General features: G+C 37.2%; 4 protein-coding genes, 1 tRNA gene and 1 other RNA gene. 5 read left to right on the top strand and 1 reads right to left on the bottom strand.

The features are described from left to right. Window positions 1-239 precede the first annotated feature (239 nt). An RNA gene (gene rnpB / locus SGJ10_06880) (RNase P RNA component class A) lies at window positions 240-614 on the bottom strand. 81 nt (window positions 615-695) lie between these two features. Between rnpB and SGJ10_06875 the strand changes: the two genes are divergently transcribed. From SGJ10_06875 to SGJ10_06855, 5 genes are all read left to right on the top strand, one after another. Next, a complete protein-coding gene (locus SGJ10_06875; protein ID MDZ4757846.1) occupies window positions 696-1,697 on the top strand; it encodes a hypothetical protein in 1,002 nt (333 codons plus the stop codon). Between the two features lie 10 nt (window positions 1,698-1,707). Further along, on the top strand, window positions 1,708-2,331 hold the full coding sequence (locus SGJ10_06870; GenBank protein MDZ4757845.1) for a rhomboid family intramembrane serine protease: 624 nt from the start codon (window positions 1,708-1,710) through the stop codon (window positions 2,329-2,331). Between the two features lie 183 nt (window positions 2,332-2,514). After that, window positions 2,515-3,408 (top strand): hypothetical protein, encoded by an 894-nt coding sequence (locus SGJ10_06865; protein ID MDZ4757844.1) that lies wholly within the window; start codon window positions 2,515-2,517, stop codon window positions 3,406-3,408. A gap of 1 nt (window position 3,409) precedes the next feature. Continuing rightward, window positions 3,410-3,922 (top strand): iron-sulfur cluster co-chaperone HscB C-terminal domain-containing protein, encoded by a 513-nt coding sequence (locus tag SGJ10_06860; GenBank protein ID MDZ4757843.1) that lies wholly within the window; start codon window positions 3,410-3,412, stop codon window positions 3,920-3,922. Between the two features lie 16 nt (window positions 3,923-3,938). Continuing rightward, window positions 3,939-4,020, top strand: a tRNA-Leu gene (locus SGJ10_06855). Window positions 4,021-4,277 lie beyond the last annotated feature (257 nt).

Genomic DNA, 4,277 nt, shown 5'->3' with positions numbered 1-4,277 from the left:
CGGAGTTTGCGGCGAGCGATACTACAATAAAATAAAGTGTCCGTTATAATTTGGCTTTTCTTATTTGAATTATGAAAGAGGTCTATTGAGTTTCGGTATAAAATGCACTGATTAAAAATATGAGATACCTCCTTTCCTCGGCATGACAAAACATTTTAGAAATTGTGTTTCATATATGTTTAGGTCGCGTCAGCCCCCATTCGCCGGCGGCGAACTGAATCCCGAATCCTAAATCCCAAAAAAAAGGCAAGCCTATAAGCCGGGTTCTGTGTACTCCTGTCATTAATCTGGTGTAGCTGTTGCCAACTACCTCTGTGCAGCCTACCCTCCCCTGTGTGTTCATTTGCATGAACCGCCGCAACGGGCCGCTGCTTCCGGGGGTTTATTTGGCCTTGCAACCCATAAGGTTTGTAATGCCCCGCAATGTCGCCACGCGGGCGGTGGGCTCTTACCCCACCATTTCACCCTTACCTGTATTTGCATACGGGCGGTTTATTTTCTGCTACACTATCTGTTACCTTTCAGTACCTCTCCGTTAGAGAGTATGGTGCCCTGTGTTGCCCGGACTTTCCTCCCCAGTGCCGAGGCAATGAGGCGACAGGACAGCTTGCCTTGGTACAAAGGTAACATAAGCAAAGGGGCACACAAAATAAAAATGGTATTTGAGCTGTGTTTGCATTTAATTTGCAGCCCACATGCTCACAGTTCCACAAATTAATTATCTCAATATTTTACTCATGATTGTATCGGCGGGGGTGGCCATGGTGATACCTTTCGAGTTGTTCTTGTTTAGCTATGCAGTGCTTGGCCCATTGCATTACCTCACTGAAATATCGTGGTTGCAGAAGAAAGGTTTTTATGTAAAAGGCAAATATGATTATATTATATTATTGGTTTTGGGGCTGCTAGTTACCATTGCTTTTCTATATCCCAAAAACCAAAGTATTGCTGGACAGAATTATGTTTTCGCAGCATTTGTGGTAGGTATTGCACTTATATTTTTACAAACATGGTATTTAAAACTGTTTGTAGCCGCAATGGCTGTGTTGGTGGGATTCATGATACAAGACAATTATTTCTATATCATGTTTTTTGCTATATTTTTACCTACACTTATACATGTATATATATTCACTGGTTTGTTTGTGATACATGGTGCATTAAGAAGCAAAAGCGTTTCGGGGTACTTGTCGATGATCGTATTTATATTGTGTACACTTTCTTGTTTTTGGGTGGGTGTTGGAGGTGAAAATGCTATTAGTTTAAAAATGCAAGAAATATATGATTCCTTCATCAGCATGAGCAGAGGGGTCATTACCCTGTTCGGCATAGATGGTCATACACAAGACATGGCGGATTTTAATAACATGGAAACCAACTATCTTTTCTTCGGCGAAAAACCAGTAATGTTGATGCGGTTCATCGCATTTGCCTATACCTACCATTACCTCAATTGGTTCTCTAAAACCAGCATTATCAAATGGCATGAAGTATCGGCACTTCGTTTGATGATAATTGCTACACTTTGGATATTTTCGGTATTTTTATATTTTATGAATTATACCATAGGATTAAAAGTATTATACTTTTTAAGCATGGTACATGTATTCCTCGAATTCCCGTTAAACATAAGAAGCTTTACTGGAATTGGAGAAGAAATAAGAAACCGTTTTGTAAGCAAAAAAATATCAGCTTAATTATATATTTATGCAATTTAGTATTACCCTTATTATTATCATTGTAACAGCAATGGCAAGCATTTCAGCCTTCAGCAACCAAATATTAATGGATAAAATGATGTTCAATGCCTACATGGTAAAGCACCGCAAAGAATGGTGGCGTTTTTTTACTTCTGGGTTTGTTCATGCCGATTATATACATTTGGCTTTGAACATGTTTGTATTATATAGTTTCGGTTCTTTTTTGGAGAGTGCTTATTCCGATTTTTTTGAAGATAAAGCCCATTTTTATTTCATCACATTATATTTACTCTCGCTAGTGGCTTGTGAGATTACAAGCTACCGTAAGAATATAAACAATGTAAATTATAATTCATTGGGAGCATCGGGAGCGGTTTCGGCAGTGGTATTTGCCTGTATTATTATAGAACCATTTTCACAACTGTCAGTGTATGGCATAAAAATGCCTGCTGTGGTTTACGGCTTATTATATTTGGCTCTGGAATTTTATTTGAACAAAGCCAAGCGAACCAATATCAATCATACCGCACACATTGAAGGTGCATTATTTGGTATAGTGTTTACTATAGTAACAAAGCCTGCATTGTTTTCTAATTTTGTAGAGCAAGTGAAGAACCATTTTGGCAGTTAATTACGAATTAGAATTTACGAATTACGATTACCTTGTTCCTGCTGCCGTAATTCGTACTTTGGCATTTGTAATTAAAAAAATGTAGTCAAAACCAGTGCAGCTATTCACACATTGTGCAAAACTGCGGAAAGACTTTGTGGCAAGCTGATTGTTAATTTTGCAGTAGACAAAAAGACCTCACTCATGCTCAAAAAAATCACCCTATATATACTTCTACTATTTTCAGTAAATTATATAACAGCCCAAACAGCAGATTCATATATAGGCTTAGGTGAGAATATGGAAAAAGGTTCGAAAACTAAGAACGCCGCTTATAGGCTTGATTCCGCTTTATATTATTATAGATATGTACTCGACAACTTTCCCACTTTTAGGCAGGAATGCTCTAAGGCCATGTTTCGAATTGCGGGTGTTTTAGAAAAGGATAGCATCAATGAATCCATCAGGTGGTATAACCGTATCATCACCTCGCCTAATGTGAACGATAAAGATAAGGGGATGGAAGTAATGGAAGTGTATGCTAATTACCGCCATAACTCCTGCTTGCGATTAGCAACCTTATATCTTCGTAAACGCAATTACGACGAAGCTTTACAATGGTTATATAATGCTCAATATGTATATAAATATGAAACTTACGTAGGAACCGCATTCGAAAATAAAATGGTATCCATTGCCACCATCAAATTTGAAAGCTATAAAAGTCTAGACTATCAAGATAGTGCTATATATGCATTGGTCCATAAAATGCTTGATACAGATGTGAAATATTATTTAAAAGAAATGGATGAAACAAAAAACAATGTGGTGGACCATTATACAAAAGTGGCCAAAATAGCTATCAAGTATATCGACCAAACTAGGGGAAAAGAAGAATTTAAATTGGCGTTTAACAAAGCTATAAAAAAGCTGAAAGTGAAAAAAGATAAAGATCGTAAGAGTGAAAAACTCACCTATGCTTCTTTTAAATTATATAATATAGAATATCGCATTCATTCGTCAATCCCCAAGCATAGAAAAGTGCAATTTATGAATGAAATAATGGCTTCAACATTCTATCTGCAATTACAAGAGTAGCATGAAAAACTATTATAAGTTTTATGGATTGCCTGTTAAATTAAATTTAGACTTGGCATTACTCAAGCAAAAGTTTTTTGAAATCAGTCGTAATTATCATCCCGATTTATTTGCAAACAGCACACCTGCCGAGCAAGATAAAGCTTTACAAATAAGCACAGAGAATACTATTGCATATAAGACTTTGCTAAATACCAGTGCTCGTTTGCAGCATGTATTACAGTTATTTAATATAGATACTAACCAGCCGCTCTCTCCAATGTTCTTGGGTGAGATGATGGACTTGAATGAGCAAATTGATGATATAACAGCGGATACTTTCCCTGCATTACGAAGAGAAATTGAAGAATTAAAAAAAGGTTTTGATGCGGAGATGCTTCACTATTTTGAAAAATTTGATGCAGCATCAGAAGTGGACAAATCATCCATTTTACTAAACCTTAATCAGTTGCATTTAAAAAGCAAATATTTGTTGCGATTAAACGAAAGTCTCAATACTTTTGCGGCAGATTAAAGAAAACCTATTCAAAGCCCGGATGGCGGAATTGGTAGACGCGTTGGTCTCAAACACCAATATTGCAAGATGTGCCGGTTCGACCCCGGCTCCGGGTACTAAAAACAGTGTGAGAGTGGAAGCGAGAGCGAGCCTCTTACGCTGTTTTATTCTTCTATACTCACACTCCTATTTATACCGACACTCAATATATATTAGTCCAAAAGAAAGGGGGACTAATGCCCCGCATCCCGATAATTATCGGGATTAAGCGGGGCATTCGGGATGTAGTTCGTTATTGCCATTCTAAAAACTAAATCCGCCACAGGCGGAGAACTATTTTAGTTTAAGAATTGGTATTATAGAAAATTCAATT

This window comes from Bacteroidota bacterium, from assembly GCA_034439655.1.
Lineage (GTDB): Bacteria > Bacteroidota > Bacteroidia > UKL13-3 > UKL13-3 > CANJUD01.
Note: the sequence above shows the minus strand (reverse complement) of the source record. Positions and strands in the feature narration are given on the sequence as shown.

Bases quoted from the DNA above. Each gene is read 5' to 3' on its own strand.
- SGJ10_06865 (MDZ4757844.1), top strand. From the start codon at position 2,515: ATGCTCAAAAAAATCACCCTATATATACTTCTACTATTTTCAGTAAAT.
- SGJ10_06870 (MDZ4757845.1), top strand. From the start codon at position 1,708: ATGCAATTTAGTATTACCCTTATTATTATCATTGTAACAGCAATGGCA.
- SGJ10_06875 (MDZ4757846.1), top strand. From the start codon at position 696: ATGCTCACAGTTCCACAAATTAATTATCTCAATATTTTACTCATGATT.
- SGJ10_06860 (MDZ4757843.1), top strand. From the start codon at position 3,410: ATGAAAAACTATTATAAGTTTTATGGATTGCCTGTTAAATTAAATTTA.